22 protein-coding genes are annotated in these 23,652 nt (G+C 65.5%); 19 read left to right on the top strand and 3 right to left on the bottom strand.

Translation table 11 applies throughout. The features are described from left to right. The first annotated feature begins 5 nt into the window (after positions 1–5). The 12 genes from thrS (at position 6) to ABFX56_RS00720 (ending at position 12,983) form a co-directional block, all read left to right on the top strand. Positions 6–1,976, top strand: coding sequence for a threonine--tRNA ligase (thrS, locus tag ABFX56_RS00775; protein WP_346231377.1), 1,971 nt, complete (start codon positions 6–8; stop codon positions 1,974–1,976). Positions 1,977–2,025: 49 nt separating this feature from the next. After that, entirely contained in the window at positions 2,026–2,562 is a 537-nt protein-coding gene (locus tag ABFX56_RS00770; RefSeq protein WP_346233109.1) for an HIT family protein, read from the top strand. Between the two features lie 36 nt (positions 2,563–2,598). Next, complete coding sequence (pdxS, locus tag ABFX56_RS00765) at positions 2,599–3,531, top strand: pyridoxal 5'-phosphate synthase lyase subunit PdxS (protein WP_346231376.1); 933 nt, start codon at positions 2,599–2,601, stop codon at positions 3,529–3,531. Further along, positions 3,521–4,132, top strand: a complete 612-nt coding sequence (pdxT, locus tag ABFX56_RS00760) for a pyridoxal 5'-phosphate synthase glutaminase subunit PdxT (protein WP_346231375.1) — start codon at positions 3,521–3,523, stop codon at positions 4,130–4,132. Before pdxS ends, pdxT begins: the two co-directional genes overlap by 11 nt. 48 nt (positions 4,133–4,180) lie before the next feature. Continuing rightward, positions 4,181–4,939 carry a YebC/PmpR family DNA-binding transcriptional regulator gene (locus ABFX56_RS00755; RefSeq protein ID WP_346231374.1) on the top strand — a complete coding sequence of 253 codons (759 nt, stop codon included), beginning with the start codon at positions 4,181–4,183 and terminating at the stop codon, positions 4,937–4,939. A 9-nt stretch (positions 4,940–4,948) separates the two neighbouring features. After that, on the top strand, positions 4,949–5,530 hold the full coding sequence (gene ruvC / locus ABFX56_RS00750) for a crossover junction endodeoxyribonuclease RuvC (RefSeq protein ID WP_346231373.1): 582 nt from the start codon (positions 4,949–4,951) through the stop codon (positions 5,528–5,530). Then, a complete protein-coding gene (gene ruvA / locus ABFX56_RS00745) occupies positions 5,527–6,144 on the top strand; it encodes a Holliday junction branch migration protein RuvA (protein WP_346231372.1) in 618 nt (205 codons plus the stop codon). The genes ruvC and ruvA overlap by 4 nt, the downstream gene beginning before the upstream one ends. A gap of 26 nt (positions 6,145–6,170) precedes the next feature. After that, positions 6,171–7,205: a Holliday junction branch migration DNA helicase RuvB gene (ruvB, locus tag ABFX56_RS00740; protein WP_346231371.1), complete on the top strand. Its 1,035-nt coding sequence runs from the start codon at positions 6,171–6,173 to the stop codon at positions 7,203–7,205. A 98-nt stretch (positions 7,206–7,303) separates the two neighbouring features. Beyond that, positions 7,304–7,708: a preprotein translocase subunit YajC gene (gene yajC / locus ABFX56_RS00735; protein ID WP_346231370.1), complete on the top strand. Its 405-nt coding sequence runs from the start codon at positions 7,304–7,306 to the stop codon at positions 7,706–7,708. Positions 7,709–7,806: 98 nt separating this feature from the next. Next, positions 7,807–9,630: a protein translocase subunit SecD gene (secD, locus tag ABFX56_RS00730; RefSeq protein WP_346231369.1), complete on the top strand. Its 1,824-nt coding sequence runs from the start codon at positions 7,807–7,809 to the stop codon at positions 9,628–9,630. Next, positions 9,630–10,619, top strand: a complete 990-nt coding sequence (gene secF, locus ABFX56_RS00725; RefSeq protein WP_346231368.1) for a protein translocase subunit SecF — start codon at positions 9,630–9,632, stop codon at positions 10,617–10,619. The genes secD and secF overlap by 1 nt, the downstream gene beginning before the upstream one ends. 99 nt (positions 10,620–10,718) lie before the next feature. Further along, complete coding sequence (locus ABFX56_RS00720) at positions 10,719–12,983, top strand: RelA/SpoT family protein (RefSeq protein ID WP_346231367.1); 2,265 nt, start codon at positions 10,719–10,721, stop codon at positions 12,981–12,983. Here ABFX56_RS00720 and ABFX56_RS00715 read toward each other — a convergent pair. From ABFX56_RS00715 to ABFX56_RS00705, 3 genes are all read right to left on the bottom strand, one after another. Next, a complete protein-coding gene (locus tag ABFX56_RS00715) occupies positions 12,970–13,539 on the bottom strand; it encodes a type IV toxin-antitoxin system AbiEi family antitoxin (RefSeq protein WP_346231366.1) in 570 nt (189 codons plus the stop codon). The two genes, ABFX56_RS00720 and ABFX56_RS00715, sit on opposite strands and share 14 nt — an antisense overlap. Positions 13,540–13,765: 226 nt before the next feature. Next, entirely contained in the window at positions 13,766–14,995 is a 1,230-nt protein-coding gene (locus ABFX56_RS00710) for a DUF349 domain-containing protein (protein WP_346231365.1), read from the bottom strand. Positions 14,996–15,088: 93 nt separating this feature from the next. Beyond that, on the bottom strand, positions 15,089–15,883 hold the full coding sequence (locus ABFX56_RS00705) for a peptidylprolyl isomerase (RefSeq protein ID WP_346231364.1): 795 nt from the start codon (positions 15,881–15,883) through the stop codon (positions 15,089–15,091). 57 nt (positions 15,884–15,940) lie between these two features. Here ABFX56_RS00705 and ABFX56_RS00700 point away from each other — a divergent pair, with 57 nt between their 5' ends. The 7 genes from ABFX56_RS00700 to ABFX56_RS00670 all read left to right on the top strand — a co-directional run bounded on the left by ABFX56_RS00700 (position 15,941) and on the right by ABFX56_RS00670 (position 23,626). Next, on the top strand, positions 15,941–17,290 hold the full coding sequence (locus ABFX56_RS00700) for a replication-associated recombination protein A (protein ID WP_346231363.1): 1,350 nt from the start codon (positions 15,941–15,943) through the stop codon (positions 17,288–17,290). A gap of 174 nt (positions 17,291–17,464) precedes the next feature. Continuing rightward, positions 17,465–18,118 (top strand): 30S ribosomal protein S4, encoded by a 654-nt coding sequence (gene rpsD / locus ABFX56_RS00695; RefSeq protein ID WP_346231362.1) that lies wholly within the window; start codon positions 17,465–17,467, stop codon positions 18,116–18,118. Between the two features lie 139 nt (positions 18,119–18,257). Further along, positions 18,258–18,467 (top strand): hypothetical protein, encoded by a 210-nt coding sequence (locus ABFX56_RS00690; RefSeq protein WP_346231361.1) that lies wholly within the window; start codon positions 18,258–18,260, stop codon positions 18,465–18,467. Next, positions 18,454–21,108, top strand: coding sequence for an alanine--tRNA ligase (gene alaS / locus ABFX56_RS00685; RefSeq protein WP_346231360.1), 2,655 nt, complete (start codon positions 18,454–18,456; stop codon positions 21,106–21,108). The genes ABFX56_RS00690 and alaS overlap by 14 nt, the downstream gene beginning before the upstream one ends. 21 nt (positions 21,109–21,129) lie before the next feature. Beyond that, positions 21,130–21,573 carry a Holliday junction resolvase RuvX gene (gene ruvX / locus ABFX56_RS00680; RefSeq protein WP_346231359.1) on the top strand — a complete coding sequence of 148 codons (444 nt, stop codon included), beginning with the start codon at positions 21,130–21,132 and terminating at the stop codon, positions 21,571–21,573. 2 nt (positions 21,574–21,575) lie between these two features. After that, complete coding sequence (gene mltG / locus ABFX56_RS00675) at positions 21,576–22,766, top strand: endolytic transglycosylase MltG (protein ID WP_346231358.1); 1,191 nt, start codon at positions 21,576–21,578, stop codon at positions 22,764–22,766. Further along, positions 22,763–23,626, top strand: coding sequence for a shikimate dehydrogenase (locus ABFX56_RS00670; RefSeq protein WP_346231357.1), 864 nt, complete (start codon positions 22,763–22,765; stop codon positions 23,624–23,626). Before mltG ends, ABFX56_RS00670 begins: the two co-directional genes overlap by 4 nt. Positions 23,627–23,652: the final 26 nt, after the last annotated feature.

Genomic DNA, 23,652 nt, shown 5'->3' with positions numbered 1-23,652 from the left:
GATAAATGAGCGCTCTGCAGACCGGATTCGACCTCTTCACCGACCGGAACATCGTGGCGATGCGGGTCAACGGGGAACTGAAGGACCTGGCTGCGACGGTGGACGACGGTGCGCTCGTCGAACCCGTCACGCTGGAGTCGGAAGACGGCCTGCGCATCCTGCGCCATTCCGCCGCCCACGTCGCCGCGCAGGCGGTGCAGTCCATCAATCCCGAGGTCAAACTTGGCATCGGCCCGCCCATCGTCGACGGGTTCTATTACGACTTCGATGTTGAGACCCCGTTCACTCCGGAAGACCTCACGAAGATCGAAAAGGCGATGGACCGCATCGTCAAGCAGGGTCAGCGCTTCGTGCGGCGCGTGGTGACCGAGGCGCAGGCGCGCGCCGAGCTGGCGGAGGAACCGTACAAGCTTGAGCTGATCGGGTTGAAGGGTGGGGTCTCAACCACCGCGGACAACGACGGAGGCGACGAATCCGTCGAGGTCGGCGGTCATGAACTCACGATTTACGACAACGTCGACCCGAAGACCGGAGAAACGGTGTGGCGGGACCTGTGCCGCGGGCCGCACCTGCCCAACACCAGGATGATCGGAAACGCTCACAAACTCATGCGCACCGCGGCCGCCTACTGGCGCGGCTCGGAGAAGAACAAGCAGCTTCAACGCATCTACGGGACGGCGTGGGCCACCAAGGACGAGCTGCATGCGTATCGGGAGCGCCTCGAGGAGGCCGCCCGCCGCGATCACCGCAAACTCGGCGCGGAATTGGACCTGTTCTCCTTCCCGGAAGAGATCGGCTCCGGCCTGGCGGTCTTCCACCCCAAGGGTGGGATCATCCGCCGGGAAATGGAGGACTATTCGCGCAAGAAGCACATCGAGGCCGGGTACGACTTCGTTAACACACCGCACATCACCAAGGGCGCGCTGTTTGAGGAGAGCGGTCACCTCGGCTGGTACAAAGAGGCAATGTTCCCGCCCATGCACGTCGACGAGGAACGCGACGCGGACGGCACCGTCATCCGGCAAGGGGTGGACTACTACCTGAAGCCGATGAATTGCCCGTTCCACATCCTCATCTACCGCTCCAGTGGTCGCTCCTACCGCGAGCTGCCGATGCGGCTGTTCGAGTTCGGCACCGTGTACCGGTACGAGAAGAGCGGTGTCGTGCACGGGCTGACCCGGGTGCGTGGCATGACCCAGGACGACGCCCACATCTTCACCACGCGGGAGAACATGCGCGACGAGCTCGCCAAACTCCTCACCTTCGTCATCGACCTGCTGCGCGACTACGGTTTGGACGACTTCTATTTGGAGTTGTCCACCAAGGACCCCGACAAATACGTGGGGGAGGACGCGGCGTGGGAAGAAGCCACCGACACCCTCCGGGAGGTGGGCATCGCCTCGGGTCTCGACCTGGTGCCCGACCCGGGCGGCGCGGCGTTCTACGGACCGAAGATCTCGGTGCAGGCGCGCGACGCGATCGGGCGCACCTGGCAGATGTCGACGATTCAGCTCGATTTCAACCTGCCGGAGCGTTTCGGTCTTGAATACACGGCTCCGGATGGATCGCGGCAGCGGCCGGTGATGATCCATCGCGCACTGTTCGGCTCGATCGAGCGATTCATCGGTGTGCTCACCGAGCATTACGCCGGAGCGTTCCCGGTGTGGCTGTCCCCGGTACAGGTTGTCGGCATCCCGGTGGCGGAGCAGTACGGCCCCTACCTGGACGAGGTCATCGGCAAGCTCAAGGCGGCCGGCGTCCGGGCCGAGGTCGACCATTCCAGTGACCGCATGCCCAAGAAGATCCGCAACGCCACGAAGTCCAAGGTTCCCTACCAGCTGATCGCCGGGGAAGATGACCGGGCGGCCGGAGCCGTCAGCTTCCGCTTCCGCGACGGGCGCCAAGAGAACGGCATCCCGGTCGACGAGGCGATCGATCGGATCACGGCGGCGATCGCCTCCAGAGCCCAGGTGTGATGTGAACAATTACGAGCGGAACGAATTCGACGCTCAAGACGACGTCGAGATCGATCCTGCGAATAGCTTCGCCGCGGTACCGGATGCCTTCCAACGCCTCTGGACGCCGCACCGCATGGTGTACATCGAAGACGGACAACAGCCGGCGGAGCACGACTGCCCGTTCTGCGTCGCGCCGACGCTGTCGGACGAGAAGGCGCTGATCGTTGCCAGGGGCACGTTCTGCTACGTGCTGCTCAACCTGTATCCCTACAACTCGGGGCACCTGCTGGTGTGCCCATACCGGCACATCGCCCTCTATGACCAAGCGAACGAGGATGAGGTGGCCGAAATGGGCAGCCTCACTCAAACAGCCATGCGCGTCCTGCGCACGGTGGCACACTGCGACGGCTTCAACCTCGGGATGAACCAGGGCCAGATCGCCGGGGCCGGAATCGCCGAGCACCTACACCAGCACATCGTCCCCCGCTGGGCCCTGGACTCGAACTTCTTCCCCATCATCGCGAAGACCAAGGCGGTCCCACGCCTGCTCGGTGACGTACGCGAGGCCACGGCAGCCGCCTGGCCGAAGGCGACAGCCCGCTGAGCGACGGCGAATCCGGGCGCGAATAGAATAGTTGGCGTGCCGAACACCGCGAGGCACACGGGAGAGGCGACAGTGTCTGACAACAACGAACAATTGGGTACCAGCCGGGTCAAACGGGGCCTGGCCGAAATGCTCAAGGGCGGCGTCATCATGGACGTCGTCACCGCCGACCAGGCGAAAATAGCCGAAGACGCGGGTGCCGTGGCCGTGATGGCGCTGGAGCGTGTCCCGGCCGACATTCGCGCCCAGGGCGGCGTTGCCCGGATGAGCGACCCTGACCTGATCGACGGAATCATCGAAGCCGTCTCCATCCCGGTGATGGCCAAGGCCCGGATCGGGCACTTCGTCGAGGCACAGATCCTCGAGGCGTTGAAGGTCGACTACATCGACGAGTCGGAAGTGCTCAGCCCCGCCGACTACGCCAACCACATCAACAAATGGAACTTCACTGTGCCGTTCGTCTGCGGTGCCACCAACCTGGGCGAGGCACTGCGGCGCATCACAGAAGGCGCGGCCATGATCCGCTCGAAGGGCGAGGCCGGCACGGGCGACGTCTCGGAGGCCACCAAGCACATCCGCACTATCTGGAGCGAAATCAACGCCCTCAAGGCCAAGAGCAAAGACGAACTGTACGTCGCCGCGAAAGAACTTCAGGCGCCGTACGAACTCGTCCGCGAGATCGCCGAGACCGGCAAACTCCCGGTCGTGCTGTTCACCGCCGGCGGTGTGGCCACCCCCGCGGACGCTGCGCTGATGATGCAACTCGGAGCCGACGGAGTGTTCGTCGGCTCGGGAATCTTCAAGTCCGGTAACCCGGCCAAGCGTGCCGCGGCGATTGTGAAGGCTGTCACGTTCTACGACGACGCCGCAGTTATCGCCGAAGCGTCCCGCGGACTGGGCGAGGCCATGGTCGGCATCAACGTGGCTGACCTTGCCGCCCCGCACCGCCTCTCCGAACGTGGCTGGTAGCGCCGCTTTACCGGTCGGCGTACTCGCCCTGCAGGGCGACTTCCGCGAACACATCGCGGTGCTGAATTCTTTCGGCGCCGATGCCAGGGCGGTGCGGCGACCGGACGAATTGGCGCAGGTCGCCGGTCTGGTGATCCCGGGCGGCGAGTCCAGCGTCATGGACAAACTGTCGCGACTGTTCGGCCTTGCCCAGCCCCTGAAGGCCGCTATTGCCGGCGGATTGCCGGTGTATGGCACCTGCGCGGGAATGATCATGCTGGCCGATACGATCCTCGACGGCATCACCGGTCAACAAAGCCTCGGCGGGCTGGACATCGATGTGCGCCGCAATGCGTTCGGGTCGCAGACCGACTCGTTCGAGGTAGACCTCGACATCCCCGAAATCGGGCAGCCGGCACTGCATGCCGTCTTCATCCGTGCCCCCGTGGTCGAGCGCGTCGGCTCGTCGGTCCACGCACTTGCCGAACTCGACGACGGCCGAGTCGTGGCAGTGGAACAGGGCAATCTGCTCGCCACGTCATTCCATCCGGAGATGACCGACGACCACCGTTTTCATGCGTATTTCCTCGGCCGGGTCGCCGAGGTGGGATTCCTGGGCTGAGCGCGCTGGTATTTTAGACTGTCAGCGACAGTGGAACGGGAGTTATTGATGTCGGGTCATTCCAAGTGGGCAACCACGAAGCACCAGAAGGCGGTCACCGACTCGCGGCGGGCGAAGGCGTTCGCCAAACTCATCAAGAACATCGAGGTAGCAGCCAAGTTGGGCGGCGGCGACCTGAGCGGGAACCCGACCCTCGTGGACGCGATTCAGAAGGCTAAGAAGACCTCGGTCCCGAACGACAACATCGACCGCGCGGTTAAGCGCGGATCGGGTCAACTCGGCGCCGGCACCGACTACAAGACCATCATGTACGAGGGTTACGCGCCCGGCGGAGTCGCGTTGCTCATCGAGTGCCTCACCGACAACCACAACCGCGCTGCCGCCGATGTGCGCACCATCATGACCCGCAACGGCGGAACCATGGGAGATCCGGGCAGCGTCGCCTACAACTTCAGCCGCAAGGGCGTGGTCTCGGTCAGGAAGGTGGACGGCGTGACCGAAGACACCATCCTGACCGCCGTGCTGGACGCCGGCGCCGAGGAGATCTTGGACCGCGGCGCCGGGTTCGACATCATCACAGAGCCCACCGATCTCGTGGCCACCCGCACCGCGCTGACCGACGCGGGGATCGACTACGAATCGGCCGAGTTGGAATTCGTGCCGGGCCTGCTGGTCGAGGTCGATCTCGAGCACGCACGCAAGGTTTTCAAGCTCATCGACGCATTGGAAGAGTCCGACGACGTGCAGAACATCTACGGCAACTTCGACGTTCCGGCTGACGTGCTCGCCGAGCTCGACGAAGAATAGCCGGCCCGCGTGATCCGGGTGCTGGGGGTCGACCCCGGACTCACCCGTTGCGGCGTCGGAATCGTGGATGTCGCCGCGAACCGCACGGCATCGCTCGTCTTCGTCACAGTCATCCGCACGCCGATCGACATGCCGCTGGAGCAGAGACTCCTCCGGCTCGGCGACGGCTTCGATCGGTACCTCCGCGAGTACGCTCCGCAGGCGGTGGCGTTGGAGGAGGTGTTCGCGCAACTGAACACCCGAACGGTGATGGGGACGGCGCAGGCCAGCGGAGTCGCCATGTTCGCGGCGGCCCGACGCGGGCTCAGCGTCGCCTTGCACACCCCCACCGAGGTGAAGGCGGCGATCACCGGCTACGGCGGCGCCAACAAGAAGCAGGTGGCGACCATGGTGCAGCGGGTCCTGCGATTGGATGCTCCGCCCACGCCGGCGGACGCCGCAGACGCGCTCGCATTGGCGATCTGCCATGCCTGGAAGCGCGGTGCGACGGTGGCGTCCAGCTCGTCTGAATCGACTCCGGCCCAGGAAGCCTGGCTGACCGCGGAGCGTCACGCGGCAAAGTCGGCGGCCAAACGTAGGCTGGGCAGATGATCTCTTCGGTTCGTGGCACGGTGCTCGAGGTGGGAGCCGCCCGCGTGCTGGTCGATGTCGGGGGAGTGGGCCTGGACATCGTGGTGACCCCCGGGTACGCCCTGCGACTGCGGGTCGGCGCACAGGCGACGCTGCGCACCGCGCTGATCGTGAGGGAAGACGATCTGTCGCTCTACGGCTTCGCGGACGCCGACGAACGCGCGGTGTTCGATCTGCTACGCGGTGTCACCGGCGTCGGTCCGAAGTCGGCGATGGGAGTGCTCGCCGTGATGGACCCCGGCGACATCGCCGCCGCGGTGGCCGCCGAAGACGATGCCTTATTTCGGAAGGTGTCCGGTATCGGTCCCAAGACCGCCAAGCTCATCGTCCTTTCTCTCTCGGGCAAGATGCAGGGCATTGCCGTGCGCGCGCCGGGCCGGAGTGGGCCGAGCGCGGTCGGTGACAGTGTGCTGGCCGCGCTGATCGGGCTGGGCTGGTCCGAGCGGGTCGCCGCGGAAGCCATCGACGATGCGATGGCCGCAGCCAATGCCGGCGAGGTCACAGTCTCCGCGCTGCTGCGCAGCGCGCTCGGCCGGCTCGGTCCCGGGCAGCTCAGCGGATCGAACAGCCGGTGAGCGGCCCCACCATGGATGACGACCGCATGCCGGAGAGACTGTCGGGAGATCCCGGCGTCGCCGTCGTACGCCCGACACCGGAGTCGGAAGCCGAACTGGCCTTTGAGGGGGCGCTCCGGCCGAAAACCCTCGCGGAATTCATCGGACAGGCCAAGGTGAGAGCACAACTGCAACTGCTCTTGCAGGCTGCCCAGATCCAGAGCCGCACTCCGGATCACATTCTGCTGGCAGGACCGCCCGGCCTTGGCAAGACCACCCTCGCCATGATCGTGGCGGAGGAGACCGGGCATCCGCTGCGCATGTCGAGCGGTCCGGCCATCCAGCACGCCGGAGACCTTGCCGCGGTGTTGTCGTCACTGGTCCCCGGTGAGATTCTGTTCATCGACGAGATCCACCGGATGGCTCGTTCGGCGGAGGAAATGCTCTATCTGGCGATGGAGGACTTCCGCATCGACATCATGGTGGGCAAGGGAGCCGGCGCCACCTCCATTCCCCTGGACCTCGCGCCGTTCACCCTGGTCGGAGCGACGACCAGGTCGGGGCTGCTGCCGAACCCGCTTCGGGACCGATTCGGGTTCACTGCGCACCTCGAGTTCTACGCCGACAGCGAACTGGAACAGGTGTTGTTGCGCGCGGCAAACCTCCTCGACCTCGACGTCGACCGAGAAGCTCTGGCCGAAATCGCCGGACGCTGCCGCGGCACGCCGCGCATCGCGAACCGGCTGCTGCGGCGGGTGCGCGACTATTCACTCGTGCACTCAGCGACGGGGCTCGACGCGGTGAACGCCGCTCTCGAGCTCTACGACGTTGACGAATACGGGCTTGATCGCCTGGACCGCGCGGTGATGCAGATCATCCTCACGCGGTTCGACGGCGGCCCGGTCGGTTTGAACACCCTGGCGGTGTCTGTCGGTGAGGAGGCCGAGACCATCGAGTCGGTCGTCGAGCCCTTCCTGGTGCGCATTGGCCTTCTGACACGAACGCCGCGCGGTCGAGTGGCCACGAGGCTGGCCTGGAAGCACTTCGGTCTCGTCCACGAGAGTGCCGGCCTGTTCGACTAGACCCATTATTCTTGAAGCTCAGGTCGAGCGTGCGGGGATAGACTGCACGTTGATCACGCCACGAACCCTCGGAAGGTTTATTTTCCACTATGGATCCAATGCTCATCATTATCGCGATCGCGCTGGCTGCGTTCGTCTTCTTCCAGTTTCGGAATTCCCGTAAACGTCAGCGCGAGACCGCTGAGCGCCAGACCCAGATCGTTGTGGGCGCGGAAGTCATGACCAACTACGGGCTGTACGGCACCATCCTCTCGCTCGACGACGACACCAACATGGCCATGATCGAGTCGACTCCCGGCACTGTGCTCAAGATTCACCGTCAGACCATCCTCAAGGTGGTCGAACCCGACGAGCCCGTGGTTTCGGACGTCACTGCCGAGGCAGTGGTGGCCGAGCCGGACAACCTCGACGTCGAGCCCGTTGTTGAGCCGGAGTTCGGTGAGCGCACGGAGGAGCCCACCAAGCCGGCCCGCAAGCCTGCGGCCAAGAAGACGCGCGAGTAGCGACTAACCTGATCTGGGCCTCGTACCTCGTGCGAGGCTCCCGCAGTGTGTGTTGACGCCCGTCCCACGCAATCACCTCAAGAAAGCTGAGTTCCTCGGTGGCAAGAACGACCCCGGTCAAGAAAGCGTGGCGCTCCCTCACCTGGCTTCTCGTGATCGTGGCGGGATTGACGATGCTCAATGGCGCAGGCATCCTGTGGCAGAACGGCAGTTGGGCCCCGAAGCTGGCCTTGGATCTCGAGGGCGGCACGCAGATCATCCTGGCGCCGAAGCTGGAAAGCGGGAAGACGGTCACCGCGGAGCAGCTCAATCAAGCCGTGACGATCATCCGCCAGCGCATTGACTCCGCGGGCGTCTCCGAAGCGGAGATCAACACGCAGGGCGGCACCAACGTCGTGGTCTCCATCCCAGGAACGCCCGACAAGGCCACGATTGACCGCATCGAATCCTCGGCGAAGCTTGAGTTCCGCGCGGTTCTGGTCGCGTCGGATGCCGCCACAACCACGGCGAGCCCGAGCGCCTCCCCGAGTCCGAGCGATGCCACCTCACCGAGCGGCGCGCCATCGCCGAGCACCAGCGCCTCGCCGGCGCCGACCCCCTCGGTGAGCCCGTCGAACGCGAGCGACCTGGCCTGGGTGACACCCGAACTGCAGAAGCAGTTCGACAGCTTCAACTGCAAGGACGTTGAGAAGTTCAAGACCAACGTCGCCCCCGCGAACGTCCCCCTCATCACCTGTTCGGCAGTGGAGAAAGACCCCACGACAGGCGCGGTGCTGCCGCAGGAGAAGTACATCCTCGGTCCTGTCGAAGTCGCAGGCAAGGACATCGCCGACGCGACCAACAGCCTCGTCGCCAACAGTCAGGGCGTGTCCACCGGGGCATGGGGCGTCAACATCGTCTTCAACTCCACCGGCGCCAAGCAGTTCGCCACGGTGACCGAACGTCTCTTCAATCTCACCGGAAACCAGCACCGCTTCGCCATCGTCCTTGACGGCCAGGTCATCTCCGCACCTACGACGAACGCAGTGATCACCGACGGCAAGCCGCAGATCACCGGAAACTTCACTCAAGAGACGTCGAAGACTCTCGCTGATCAGCTGAAGTACGGCGCACTGCCGATCGGATTCACCGTCAACAGCAATGAGACCATTTCGGCCACGTTGGGCACCACGCAGCTGGCCAGCGGCCTGCTGGCCGGCCTCATCGGCCTGATCCTGGTGGTCGGCTACTCCGTGCTGCAGTACCGAACCCTGGCCGTGATCACCATCGCCTCGCTTGTGATCGCCGCCGTGATCACCTACCTGATCGTGGCGATCCTGTCCTGGCGCGAGGGGTATCGGCTCTCGCTGGCCGGCGTCGCAGGCCTGATCGTCGCCATCGGTATCACCGCCGACTCGTTCATCGTCTACTTCGAGCGAATACGCGACGAACTGCGCGACGGCCGAAACCTCGAATCGGCCGTCGAAGCGGGCTGGAAACGTGCCGCTCGAACGATTTACGCCTCCGACACCGTTAACTTCCTGGCCGCGATCATCTTGTTCATCCTCGCCGTGGGCAATGTGAAAGGTTTCGCGCTCACCCTCGGGCTGACCACGATCGTCGACGTGCTTGTGGTGAGCATCTTCACCCATCCGATGCTGCGACTGCTGGCCCGCACCGAGTTCTTCGGCGGCGGTCACCGCTTCAGCGGACTCGATCCGAAAGCGCTGGGCGCCGTGTACCGCGGCCGTGCTCAGTTCCGCGCTCCGGTGGCGGTGTCCGCCGCGAGGCAGGCGCGCAGTTCCAAGGAAGTGGCCAGACGGCAGACCATCGCGGAGCGCAAGGCGGCGGAAGAAGCCGCCAACCTGGCCGCGGGCAAGAGGCCGGATGCTCCGGTGCGCAAAGACAAAGCCACCAGCGGCGCCAAGGGGAAGGACTCCTAATGGCAAGTTTCGCCCAATTCGGCAACGATCTTCACACCGGGAAGCTCTCCTACGACTTCGTCGGCAAGACCAAACTGTGGTACTCGATCGCCGCCGTGATGATCCTCATTGCGATTTTCGTTCCGATGATGCGCGGCGGGTTCGTGTTCGGCATCGAGTTCCGCGGCGGCTCGCAGTTCGAGATCTCGCAGGCCAACAACCTCAATACGAAAGTCGCGCAAGATTCCGTACTGAGCGTGGCGCCGGGCGTCGATCCGCGTGTCACCATCGTCGGTGGCCACGGCGTGCGCATCCAGACCGACCAGCTCAGCAATGACCAGAACGATGCGGTGCGCTCCGCCCTCGCGGAGACCTACAAGGTGCCGATCAAGGAGGTGACGTCCTCGTTCGTCGGAGCCACCTGGGGTGCCGACATCACCAACACCGCCATCCGGGGCCTGATCACCTTCCTTATCCTCGCCGCGATCGTCATGGCGCTGTACTTCCGCACCTGGAAAATGTCGCTGGCCGCCATGGTGGCTTTGCTGCACGACCTCGTCATCACTGCTGGCGTGTACGGAGTGCTCGGCATTGAGGTGACCCCTGCCGCAGTGATCGGATTCCTGACCATTCTCGGTTACTCGCTCTACGACACGGTCGTGGTGTTCGACAAAATTCGGGAGAACACTGCGGAGGATGCCGTAGAGTCCCGGCGAACGTTCTCGGAGTCGGTGAACCTCGCTGTGAACCAGACTCTGGTGCGATCGATCAACACCTCCGTGGTCGCGCTGCTGCCGGTCGGATCGATTCTGTTCATCGGAGCCGTCGCGCTCGGCGCCGGAACGCTGCGAGATATCTCCCTCGCCTTGTTCATCGGCATGATGATCGGCACGTATTCGACCATCTTCATCGCCGCCCCGATGTATGCGCATCTTCGCGCGGGCGAAGAAGCGATCAAGAAGCAGGCGAAGCGCGTGCAGGCCGCTCGCGCGGCCGCCCTCGTCGGCTGACCGCCACCAGAGTGCTGCTCACGAGCTGACGTGCCATGAGCGAACGGGGCCTGAAACTCCCAGCGGCGAATGCTAGTTTTGGCTTGTCGGGGAGGGCCTATGGTTGACACGAAAACGTCGGCACCGACGTCGTCGACCTCATTGCGCGCCCTGCTGCCGAGGATCTTCTCCAAGGCGCAGCCCGTAGGGGCTGTTGACACGCTGATCAGGACCGTGCGGACCCATCATCCGAAGATCGACCTCGGCGTGATCGAGCGCGCGTACACCGCGGCAGAGCGTGCGCACGCCGGGCAAGTGCGGATGAGCGGCGAGCCGTACATCAGCCATCCGGTCGCCGTCGCACAAATCCTCGCCGATCTCGGAATCGGACCGCGCACCATTGCGGCGGCCCTGCTGCACGACACGGTCGAAGACACCGACTACACCCTGGACCAGCTACGGCAGGATTTCGGCGACGAAATTGCGATGCTCGTCGACGGGGTCACCAAGCTGGACAAGCTGAAGTACGGCGACAGCGCCCAAGCGGAGACCGTGCGCAAGATGGTCGTCGCGATGTCCAAAGACATCCGGGTTCTGGTGATCAAACTGGCCGACCGGCTGCACAACGCGCGCACCTGGGGCTTCGTGGATCCCGCATCCGCCACCCGCAAGGCGCAGGAGACCTTGGAGATCTACGCACCGCTGGCACACCGGCTGGGCATCCAGGCGATCAAGTGGGAACTGGAGGACCTTTCCTTCGCCGTGCTGTATCCGAAGCTTTACGTCGAGATCGAATCCCTGGTGAAACAGCGCACGCCGGAGCGTGACGAGTTCTTGCAGGAGGTGCTCTCCGACGTTCAGGAAGACCTGAAGGCGGCGAAGATCCGCGGCAAGGTGGTCGGTCGGCCGAAACAGTACTACTCGATCTATCAGAAGATGATCCTGCGCGGCCGCGAGTTCGACGAGATCTATGACCTGGTCGGCATCCGGGTGCTGGTGAATTCACTGCGCGACTGCTACGCCGTGCTCGGCCCGATCCACGCCAGGTGGAACCCGATCCCGGGCCGGTTCAAGGACTACATCGCCACACCGAAGTTCAACCTCTACCAGTCGCTGCACACCACGGTGATCGGGCCGCACGGACGCCCCGTGGAGATTCAGATCCGCACCGAGCAGATGCACCAGCGTGCCGAGTTCGGCGTCGCCGCGCACTGGAAGTACAAGGAACGCGTCAACGGCGGCAAGGCCGCCAGCAGCGGGCCGGGTGCCGACACCGAGATGGCCTGGCTCGCGCACATCTCCGACTGGCAGGCCGAGACCTCCGACCCGAACGAGTTCCTGGATTCGCTGCGGTTCGAGATCGGCGCCAAAGAAGTCTACGTGTTCACGCCACAGGGCAAGGTGATCGGGTTGCCGGCCGGGGCCACCCCTGTGGACTTCGCCTACGCCGTGCACACCGAGGTGGGCCACCGCACCATGGGCGCCAAGGTGAACGGCCGGCTGGTGCCGCTGGAGAGCACCTTGAGCAGCGGCGACGTCGTCGAGGTGTTCACCTCGAAGAACCCGGATGCCGGGCCGAGCCAGGGTTGGCTCGAGTTCGTGAAGAGCCCACGGGCTCGAAACAAGATCCGGCAGTGGTTCACGAAGGAACGTCGCGAAGAGGCCATCGAGCAGGGCAAGGATGCCATCGCCAGGGCGATGCGCAAGCAGAACCTGCCGCTGCAACGGCTGATGAACCAGGACTCGTTCAGCGAAGTGGCTGCGGTCATGCGGTTCGAGGACGTGTCGGCACTGTACGCGGCGGTCGGTGAAGGCCGTGTGTCCACCCAGTCGGTCATCGAGAAGGTGCTCGCCGCGCTGCACTCGCAGGCCGAGAACGAAGACACCGAGCTCCTCTTTCCGACCAAGGGCCGCGGCCGGCAGCTGAGAAACAGTGACTCCGGGGTGCTGGTGCGCGGAGCGCCCGACATCCTGGTGAAGCTCGCAAAGTGCTGCACGCCGGTCCCCGGCGACGACATCATCGGCTTCGTCACGCGCGGTTCGGGTGTCTCGGTGCACCAGGCGACCTGCCACAACGCCACATCGCTGCTGGCCGAACCGGAGCGAATCATCGAAGTGGAGTGGGCGCCGTCGCCGTCCAGCGTGTTCCTGGTGCAGATCCAGGTCGAGGCGCTGGACCGGTCCGGTCTGCTCTCGGACGTCACCCGGGTACTCACCGAAAGCCACGTCAATATCCTGTCCGCGACGGTGTCGACGTCGAATGACCGGTTGGCGCTCAGCCGATTCGTGTTCGAGATGAGCGACACCACCCACCTGGACCGGGTGCTGAACTCGGTGCGGCGCATCGACCAGGTTTACGACGTGTACCGGGTCAACGCCGGCTGAGACCGGCCGCCTCCAAGGACGCGGCGATCCGTCGCAACGCCCGCCGCTTTCCCGGCAGGTTATGCCGCCGGTTCAGCGCGAGACGGCACTCGTCGATCCCGAAGCCGTCGATGGCCAGTAGCGCGGTGACGATCAGTCGCTCCTCGCAACCGAACGCCGGTGAGAACCTGGCAAGGTCAGCCACCGTCCGAAGCGGCGTGGTGACTCGAACGCCGCCGAAGGATTGCACTTCGGAGCCGTCGATCTCGACTTCCCGCACACTGATGCGCCGAGTCCGAGGCGGTCTGGCCCGAGCTCGGGCGTCCACACAGAACTGGTGCACCGTCGGCGGGACGCCGAGCGCGCCATGCACCCATGCGGCGGTGCGCTGTTCCGCGATCAGGCGCGACGGGGTGATGGCGGCCAGCGCGTTTGCTCTGGTGATCGGGCGCTCGACTTCGTCACACGGGCTGAAGCACTCGTCGACCCGGTACAGTTCGCCGTCGAGGAGGGCCGCGCAAAGCTCGGCTTCGGGAAGGTCCACGCGGGAGAGCACGGCGGGCAGTCGGTACGGCATCCGGCCAGCATGCACTGCACTGTCGAGGCGAGACCGCTTTCGCGGCCGATCTGTGGGTAACTGGGACTGTGGACGGCGCCGAGTCTCGACGGGCTGGACCGGCGGCAGCCCGACCGGTGATTGAGCTTGTCGAAATCACGTGGGTTACCTGTGGGGTCTCGACGGGCTCGACCACCGGAGGCGAGTTGCCTGTGGGGCTCGACGGAGGCGAATGCCGGAGCGGACGCTACTTGAGGGCGTCCAGCCACACCTTCCGGGCGTCGAGCGCTTCCTGCGCCTGCTCGATCTTGCGGGCGTCGCCGCTGGCGCGGGCATCGGCAAGCTCCTTCTCGAGCTTCCCGATGGACTCCTCAAGCTGACGGGCCAGGCCTTCCGAGCGTGCCTGCCGTTCCGGATTGCTGCGGTGCCAGCGGTCTTCCTCAAGCTTGCGCACCGCAGCCTCGACCTTGCGGAGACGGTCCTCGATGGACTTCACCTTGTCCCGCGGGACCTTGCCGATCTTGTCCCACTTCTCTTCGATGACGATGAGCTTGCGGCGCGCTTCGCTGAGGTCGGTCGCGGTGGACAGCTGTTCGGCTTCAGCCAGGAGCGCAAGCTTGAGTTCGAGGTTCGCAGCGAACTCGGCGTCGTCCTTGCTGTCCTGCTCAGATTTCGCCGCGAACAGACTGTCACCGGCGGCCTTGAATTTCGCCCAGAGGGCGTCGTCGAACTTCTTGCCTGCCCGACCGGACACCTTCCACTCGTCAAGCAAGTTCCGATAGGCGGGAATTCCCGCCGTGCCCTGGGGCACCAGAGCCTCGGCCTTGTCCACGAGGGCCTGCTTCTTGTCGCGAGCCTCACGGTGGCCGGAGTCGAGCTGGGCAAAAAACGCCTTGCGGTGGCTTTCAATGGTGGTACGAGCGGCCCGGAACCGCTTCCACAGATCGTTGCTCTCCGCCTTCGGCAACCGGGGTCCGTCGTGCTGTTGTTTCTGCCAACGGGCGAAGATGTCGTCCAGGGCGGCGCCTACCTGCTTCCACTGCGCCTTCGCCGGGTCCTGTGCCGCGAGCGTTTCGGCCTCGACGACGATGGCGGTGCGCTCGGCGATCGCCGCATCCAGGGCCGCCTTGGCGTCAGCCGTCTGCTTCTGCGTGAGTTCCCCGACGGCCCCATCGAGGGCATCGAGCCTGACCCGCAACGCGGCGAGATCGCCAACCGCGCGCGCCGAGGCGATGCTCGTCTTCAACGCGTCGATGGTGCCGGCGACGTCGGCGCCCGCGGTACCCCGCTTGACGCGCTGCTCAAGCAGCGTCACCTGCCCGGCTAACTCGTTGTATTTGCGCTGGAAGTAGGCCAGTGCCTCTTCAGCTGTTCCATCGGGGTACTGTCCAACGGCACGCTCGCTCTCGCCTTCGCGCACGAAAACGGTGCCGGTGTCGTCGACGCGGCCCCACGGTGTTTGCTCGCCTGTCACCAAAAGCCTCACCTTGCTGTTACGGGCCGATCCTGTTGCCCAAGCCTATTGCACCACGTTTCGTGGTCTGGCGTGTGGGGTGAGTGACGTGTTCGGTTAGTGGATCGCGACGTCGGTGATCGTGGTGGGTACGGCCGGGGCGCCATCGTGACTGTCGCCGGTCACACCGGCGCGGGCGATGTCGGTGACGAACTTGTCGAGTCCGCTGGTGACATGTCCTATCACTGTGTATCCGCCGGCAGCGTCGTTGTCGATGGTGCCGTCGCCGTACATGATGAAGAACTGGTGTCCCTGGCTGTAGGCGTTTCCCGCGGCTCGGGCCATGGCGATGGTGCCGGCTGGGTACTGTCCGTCGGCCGGCGCGTTTTCGATCGGTCCGAAGGCGAAGCTGGGGTCGGCCGACCCGGTGCCGTCCACAGAGCCGCACTGGATGAGCAGCGACCCGGCATCCGTGAGCCGGTGGCAGCGCTTGCCGGGGAAGTAACCGCTTTGCACCTCCTGAACGAACACCGCGACCGCCTGAGGCGCGGCCGTTCCGTCCAGGGTGATGCCGAGCGGAACATCGTTGAGGGTCAGCGTGCCCGACCACTTCCGGTTTTCTGACAGTGATGGCTGGGGAATGTCGCCGACGTTCTGCCCGGCCTGCGGGGACGGGCTGGCGGACGGGCTTGCGGACGGGCTGGGCGTGGCGGTGGCCTGCGCCCCGGGTCCCGCGGTGAAGAAGAATACCTGGGTGGCAGCGGCCAGGGCGATGACTACAAGCCCGCCGGCGACACCGAGGATGTTGTCACGACGTCGGCGGCGTTGCCGGTGGGCGTGCAGGCTCTGCCGGGCCGTGAACCGCCGGAGCCGCTCTCGTGCCTGTCGTTGCTCGTTTTTGCTCGGCGTCACGTTTCCTCCCTAGCCGGCAGTGCCGCGCGGACAGTGCCGCCAACTACCATAGCTTTCATGGTGGATACGCAGCTCGGCTTGCATGCCGGCGCCACGCCGCTGGCGGTGCGGATGCGTCCCCGCTCTCTGGATGAGGTCGCCGGGCAACGCCATTTGCTCACCCCGGGATCGCCCCTGCTCGGCCTCGCCGCGGACTCAAGCGGCCCGCAGGGAGCGGCGTCAGTCATTCTGTGGGGGCCACCCGGCACCGGAAAGACGACCATCGCCCAGGCGATCGCCCGCACCTCCGGTCGAGCGTTCGTGCAGCTGTCCGCCGTCACCGCCGGCGTTAAGGACGTGCGCCTGGCCATGGAGGAGGCGATGACCACGCGCGATCTCTACGGCCGCTCGACGGTGTTGTTTCTCGACGAGATCCACCGGTTCAGCAAGGCGCAGCAGGATGCCCTCCTGCCGGGGGTGGAGAACGGCTGGGTGGTCCTGATCGCTGCGACGACCGAAAACCCGTCGTTCTCGGTGATCGCCCCGCTGCTGTCCCGGTCACTGCTGCTCACCCTCACTGCGTTGTCCGATGACGACCTCGGTACGGTCGTGGACCGTGCGGTCGACGATCCGCGCGGACTGAACGGCAGCATCCGCTTGGCGCCCGAGGCGCGCTCGTCGATCATCCGGTTGGCGTCCGGAGACGCGCGCCGGGCACTCACAGCACTGGAGGCGGCAGCCTACGCCGTGACCACGGCGCCGGCGCAGACGGAGCAGGACATCGCCGAGCTGCCGACGGTGAGCGCAGAACTGGTCGCCGAAACGGTGGACCGGGCGCTGCTGCGCTATGACCGGCAGGGCGACGAGCACTACGACGTGATCAGCGCCTTCATCAAATCGGTGCGCGGCTCCGACGTCGATGCCGCACTGCACTATCTGGCCAGGATGATCGAGGCGGGGGAAGATCCGCGGTTTATCGCCAGGCGCATCATCATTCTGGCGTCGGAAGACATCGGAATGGCCGACCCGCAGGCGTTGGTTGTCGCGGTGGCCGCCGCGGATGCGGTGCAGCTGATCGGCATGCCGGAGGGCCGCATCCCGCTTGCGCAAGCGGTCGTGCACCTGTCGCTGGCGCCCAAATCGAACGCCGCCTATCTCGCGGTGGATGCCGCGATCGCGGATGTGCGAGCCGGCCGGATGGGACGAGTGCCGCCGCACCTGCGCGACTCGCACTACTCGGGGGCCACGAAACTTGGGGCAGGCAAGGGCTACCGGTATCCGCACGACGACGACCTCGGCGTGCTGGCACAGCAATACGCCCCTGACGAACTGCTCGCCACGCAGTACTACACGCCGACGGAGCACGGGAACGAACGCGACGTCGCCGCCCGGCTGGCAAAACTGCGCGCCATCATCCGCGGCACTTAGCACCGGTACTTTACTGATATCGTTGCTGTTGCCAACAGTAGGTTGTCGCGCACGGCTGCCGTGATGCCTGAACTGGATGGGGAAGCGTCCTTTAGCCGGACGGTACCCCGTGGCGCATCCCTCTTCGTAATCCGTCGGGCACACCAGTGCGCCGGCGCGGCAAGTTGAAGACCGATGATTGAGCACCGAAAGGACACCGTGTCTACCAAGTCACGTACTCGAAGCAAGACCCGCCTGTCGCGGGCGCTGGGCATCCCGCTCACGCCGAAGGCGGCCAAATATCTGGAAAAGCGTCCGTACCCGCCGGGGGAGCACGGCCGCACCAAGCGCAAGACCGACTCCGACTACGCGGTGCGTCTTCGCGAGAAGCAGCGCCTGCGTGCCCAGTACGGCATCCGTGAGGCGCAGCTGAAGATCGTATTCCAGGAAGCCCGCCGTGCGCAGGGGCTGACCGGTGAAAACCTGGTTGAGCTTCTCGAGATGCGCCTGGATGCGCTGCTGGTTCGTGCGGCATTTGCCCGCACGACTGCGCAGGCTCGCCAGCTGATCGTGCACCGTCACATCCTGGTGGACGGCAAGCGCGTCGACCGTCCGTCGTACCGCGTGAGCCCCGGTCAGCTCATCCACGTGCACGCCAAGAGCGAGGCCATGGAGCCGTTCCAGGTCGCCGCAGCCGGCGGTCACGCCGAGGTGCTCCCGAAGACCCCCGGCTACCTCGAGGTCGAGCTCGACAAGCTGCAGGCGCGCCTGGTGCGCCGCCCGAAGCGCGCCGAGGTCCCGGTGACCTGTGAAGTCCAACTCGTCGTCGAGTACTACGCGGCCAGGTAACCACCTCCGCACGACGCAGAAGGAGCGGCTCATCCACAGGATGATCCGCTCCTTTGCGTTTGCCAGGCAGCCATCCGGCGAGAAGTAAGCTGGACCTTTGGCCGTCCCTCATTTCCGTCGTCCGTTAGGAGCAGTGCTCATGAAGAATGCAGTCTTGCTGATGCTCGGCGTCGGCATCGGGTTTTTCGCCGCCCACCAATTCAACAAAACCGCTCAGGGCAAGGACTTTTTCGCGACAGTGGGGGAGAAGGCCCGCGAGTTCAACAACGCTCTCGTCGAAGGCTACCGAACCCGCGAAACCGAACTGACCGCCCAGCACACGACCCCGGGACAGTATGCAGACCGCTGATATCCGTCGACGCTGGCTCGACTTTTTTGCAGGACGCGGGCACACCGTGGTGCCCTCGGCCTCACTGGTCAGCGACGACCCCACCCTGCTGTTCACCGTCGCAGGGATGGTGCCGTTCGTGCCGTACCTCACCGGGCTGGTTCCGGCCCCGTACCCGCGCGCGACGAGCGTGCAGAAGTGCATCCGCACCAACGACATCGAGGAGGTCGGCAAGACACCCCGGCACGGCACGTTCTTCCAGATGGCCGGCAACTTCTCGTTCGGCGACTACTTCAAAGAACAGGCCATCGCGTACGCCTGGGAATTGCTCACCACCAGCGACGCGGACGGCGGCTACGGATTCGACGAGAAGGACCTCTGGGTCACCATTTACCAAGATGACGACGAGGCGCTGAAGTACTGGCGCGCCGTCGGTGTGGCCGAAAATCGCATCCAGCGTCTTGGCATGGCCTCCAACTACTGGTCCACCGGTCAGCCCGGACCGGCCGGCCCGTGCTCCGAGATCTTCTTCGACCGAGGCCCCGGCTACGGCGTGGACGGCGGTCCAGCCACCGACGATGACCGCTACGTCGAAATCTGGAACCTGGTCTTCATGCAGTACCTCCGCGGTGAGGGTCGCGGCAAGGACGACTTCGAGATCCTCGGCGACCTGCCGAAGAAGAACATCGACACCGGGATGGGGATCGAGCGGGTCGCCTTCATCAAGCAGGGCGTCCAGAACATGTACGAGATCGACCAGGTGCGCCCGGTGCTCGACCTCGCCGCATCCCTGTCCGGCCGGACCTACGGTGCCGATCACGCCGACGATGTGCGGATGCGGATCGTAGCGGACCATGTGCGCTCTGCCCTGATGCTGATGGCCGACGGAATCACCCCGTCCAACGAGGGGCGCGGCTACATCCTGCGGCGGCTGCTGCGCCGCAGCGTGCGCGCCATGCGCCTGCTCGGCGTGGATGCGCCGGTGTTCACCGAACTGTTCCCGGCCTCCCGGGACGCGATGAAGGACGCGTACCCGGACGTCGCGAAGGATTTCCCCCGCATCGGTCGGCTGGCCTATGCCGAGGAAGAGACCTTCCGAGCTACCCTGGCCAGCGGCACCAGCATCCTCGATCTCGCCGTGGCCAAGTCCAAGAAGACCGGCGCCGCCCAACTCGGCGGGGACACCGCGTTCCTGCTGCACGACACGTTCGGCTTCCCGATCGACCTCACCCTCGAGATCGCGGAAGAAGCGGGCTTGACGGTTGACCGCGCCGCGTTCGACACGCTCATGGCGCAGCAACGCGCCAAGGCCAAGGCGGACGCGAGAGCCAAGAAGCATCAATTAGCCGACCTCTCGGTGTACAGCGCGTTTCGCGCCCAGGGCGAGACCACCTTCACCGGTTACGACTTCCTCACCACCGACACCACCGTCCTCGGCATCATCAAAGACGCCGCGACCGTTCCGGCCGCGAGTGTCGGCGACGTGGCCGAGGTGATCCTCGCGGAAACCTCGCTGTACGCCGAATCCGGCGGGCAAGAGGCGGATGCCGGCACCATCATCGGCGACGGCTTTGAACTCGAGGTGCTCGATGTGCAGCGCCCGGTCAAGGGCCTGGTCAGCCACAAGGTGCTCGTGCACAGCGGCGCGGTCGCCGTGGGCGATGCCGCAACCACGATCGTGGATCCCGACTGGCGGCGCGGCGCCACGCAGGCGCACTCCGCGACGCACCTCATCCACGCCGCCCTGCGGCAGGTACTGGGACCCCAGGCCCACCAGGCGGGATCGTACAACAAGGCCGGCTACATGCGGCTGGACTTCCACTGGAGCAGTGCGCTCTCGCCCGAGACGAAGACGGAGATCGAGGAGATCGCCAACAACGCCATCCGGCAGAACCTCGAGGTGGAAACGCGCGTCATGCCGCTGGCCGAGGCCAAGGCGATGGGCGCCATGGCGCTGTTCGGCGAGAAGTACGGGCAGTCGGTGCGGGTGGTCGACATCGGCGGCCCGTGGTCGCGCGAACTGTGCGCCGGCACCCATGTGTCACGCAGCGCCGAAGTCGGCGTGATCAACCTGGTCAGCGAGTCGTCGGTCGGATCGGCGAACCGCCGCATCGAGTCACTCGTCGGACGGGAAGCATTCAAAGACTTCGCCGCCGAGCGCGCCATCGTCTCGCAACTGACCTCAAGTCTGAAGACCCCGCGGGAGAGCTTGCCGGAGCGCATCACCGAACTGGTGGCCAACCTGAAGGCCGCCGAGAAGAAAATTGCGCAGTTCGAGTCAGCGGCACTGACCTCCCGGATACCTCAGCTCGCCGAGTCCGCCACGCGTGTCGGAGAACTCACGGTGGTGAGCAGCGACGTCGGCTCGCTCTCGTCCTCGGACGAGTTGCGGTCCCTGGTCACCGGAGTGCGCGCCCGGCTCGGTTCGGGTCCCGCCGTGGTCGCGCTGGCGGCCGAGATTGGCGGAAAACCCGCCGTCATCGTCGGGGTCACCGAGGCGGCACGAGGGCTCGGGATTCGCGCCGGCGTGCTGGCCAAGACCGCGGCAGGCGTCCTCGGCGGCGGCGGCGGCGGACGGGACGATCTGGCACAGGGCGGCGGCACGGATGTCTCAGCCGTTCCGGCAGCGTTGAAGGCCATTGCGCACGAACTGCCGAGGTAGCCGGTGCGGCGCGGAGTGCGGATGGGCATCGACGTCGGAAAGGTACGCGTGGGTGTTGCGCGTAGTGATCCGGACGGCCTGATTGCCACACCGGTCGCCACGGTCGCGCGCGGAGCAGGCGACGTTGCCGAGATTCTGCGCATCGCTGCCGAGCTGGAAGCATTCGAGTTCGTCGTCGGCCTGCCTCTGGCGCTTTCCGGGCGACACACCGCCTCCACCGGCGATGCCGTTGCGTTCGCCGAGGCCCTCGCCGGAGCGTCCACGACGCCAGTGCGGATGGTGGATGAGAGGCTCTCCACCGTCGCCGCCGGGCGGAACCTGCGAGCATCCGGACGCAACGCGAGGCGCTCCCGTGCCGTCATCGACCAGGCGGCGGCCGTGATAATTTTGCAGCACGCCCTCGACTTCGAACGCGCCGCCGGGACCACACCCGGTGCGCCGGTAGTCCCCCAAGAAGGACTGTGATTGTGGCAGAAACGCCCAACTTCGATGATCTCGTCAACTGGAGCGAGAGTTCCGGTGATGCAGCGTCCCGGCCCGACCAGACGGAACCGACGCTTCCTCTGCGACGTGACCGTCGCCGCCCGCCACGACGCCGGCGTCTCACCTGGCTCTGGGTGCTGCTCACCGTTCTGGCGCTGATCGTCGCGGACGGAGCGGTCGTGTGGACGAATTTCCAGCCGCAGGTCAGGCATCTGATGGGCTGGGAAGCCCCGGTCGATTACGTCGGCGCAGGCAGCGGCGACGTGGTCGTCACGATCACCAATGGCCAAATCGGTTCGGATGTCGCGACGCTGCTGCAGAAGGCGGGCGTCACGAAAACCTATACGGCCTTCTACAAACTCCTCCTCGTGCAGGATCCACCGGTGCAGTTTCACCCAGGCAGCTACAAGCTCAAGAAGAAGATGAGCGCATCGTCGGCGCTCAAGGCGCTGACCGACCCCGCCAACAAGGTGCAGACCCGACTGGTGGTCCCGGAGGGAACCACCGTCGCCGGAGTGGTGAAGCGCCTGGCCGCCCTCAGCGAGTCCACCGGCATCACCGCCGACCAAGCACAGGCCGCTGCTGACGATTACACCTCGTACGGCCTCCCGGCTGAGGCGCCCCGCCTGGAGGGATACCTCTTCCCCGCGACCTACAACCTGGAACCGGGCATGAGCGCGCACGACGTGTTCCAGACCATGGTCTCGAAGATGTTCCAGGTGCTGGATGCCGCAGGCGTTGCCCCAGCCGACCGGCATCGCGTGCTCACTCTCGCCTCCATCACCCAGAAGGAAGGCGGCCCAGAGGCCGACTTCCCGAAGGTGGCCAGGGTGTGGGAGAACCGGATCGCTCAAGGCATGAATCTACAGTCCGACGCCACGGTCAGCTACGGAGCGGGTGGCACCACGATCAGCACCTCCGACTCGGAACGCGCCGACAAGACGAACCGGTACAACACCTACGCGAACCCGGGACTGCCGGTCGGCCCCATCTCCAACCCCGGCGATGCCGCCATCAATGCGACCCTGCATCCAGCCGACGGACCCTGGCTGTATTTCGTGTTGGTCAACGGCGAGACCGGGGAGACCGTGTTCTCCTCGACGTTCGAGGAGCACAACGTAGCAGTGAAGCGGTGGCAGCAGTGGTTGCGGGACCACCCGGGCTTCGATCAGTGACCCGGATTCCCGCAGGAGCGCAGACGAGGCTCGCGGTGCTCGGCCATCCGATTCAGCATTCGCGCTCCCCGTTGCTGCACGCCGCTGCCTACGCGGTGCTCGACCTGCCCTGGAACTACGAGACCGTCGACGTCACCGATGCCGCTCTGCCCTCGTTCGTCGCTGCGCTGGGGTCCGAGTGGCGGGGACTGTCGCTCACCATGCCGCTCAAACGCGCCGTCGTGCCACTCCTGGACGAGAGCGACGACCTGGTCGCCATGATAGGTGTCGCCAACACCGTGTTGTTCCGACCCGGCGCCGACCGGGTGACCCTGCACGGTTTCAACACCGACGTGGGTGGAGTCATGGATGCGCTCAGTGCGGCAGGCGCCGACCCGCGGGATGCCCACATCCTCGGCTCCGGCGCCACCGCCACGTCGGTGCTCGTGGCACTGGCCCGCCTCGGGGCCGCTTCCGTGACCATCAGCGCCAGATCACCGCGGAAGGCGCGTCACCTGGAATCCCTGGCGCAGCGGCTCGGCGTCGACCTCGTCACCGTCCCGTTGGGCACGCCGCCCGACGTCCCGCCTACGCTCGTCGTCAGCACCGTGCCAGGCGACGTGAACCTTGAGTTTCCCGTCCCTGCAGCGCTTAGCCGGGATGCCGTTCTGCTCGATGTCACCTACGACCCCTGGCCGACCGGACTGGCAGAGCGGTGGTCCGATGCCGGCGGGACGGTTCTCTCCGGGTTGGAAATGCTGATGTGGCAGGCGTTGCGGCAGGTACGTGTGTTCGTGTCAGGCGACCAGGACACAGAACTTGACAGCGAGCCCCGCGTCATCGACGCCATGCGGCACAGCGTCGGGTTGGCCAACGACTGACGCTCCGGCGTTATGGGAAGATCGAT

This window comes from Parafrigoribacterium mesophilum, from assembly GCF_039652555.1.
Lineage (GTDB): Bacteria > Actinomycetota > Actinomycetes > Actinomycetales > Microbacteriaceae > Parafrigoribacterium > Parafrigoribacterium mesophilum.
The sequence above is the reverse complement of the archived record's forward strand: the minus strand, read 5'-3'. Positions and strand labels throughout refer to the sequence as shown.